Genomic DNA, 255 nt, shown 5'->3' on the forward strand with positions numbered 1-255 from the left:
GTAATCATCCAAAGCGCGCGGTAGACGCCATGTATGCGCACTTGGCGTCCCCACGCGGTCATTGCACGGTCGATACTGCGGCTCCGGCATGGGCCGTCAGCGCGCAGTATCGTCGTACTGGCCAGTCTCGCCCTGGCCTTGGTGAGCTTTCCAGGTCCGGCCACCGCTCAGGCTGACCAGCCATGGCAGGGCTTCGTGCATGGCCAATTGGGCGCGGCCAGCAATCCCACCGCCGTCGGCGCCATGGCCATCGGT

Annotated in this window: 1 protein-coding gene; it reads left to right on the plus strand. The window is 65.9% G+C overall.

Going from position 1 to position 255, the window contains the following annotated elements; translation table 11 throughout:
- Window positions 1-33: 33 nt before the first annotated feature.
- Window positions 34-255 (plus strand): hypothetical protein (locus R0J92_RS24660; protein WP_411053623.1); only part of this gene is annotated, 222 nt, incomplete at its 3' end.

The sequence above is a fragment of the Tritonibacter sp. SIMBA_163 genome, assembly GCF_046535935.1.
GTDB classification, from domain to species: Bacteria; Pseudomonadota; Alphaproteobacteria; order Rhodobacterales; family Rhodobacteraceae; genus Epibacterium; species Epibacterium scottomollicae.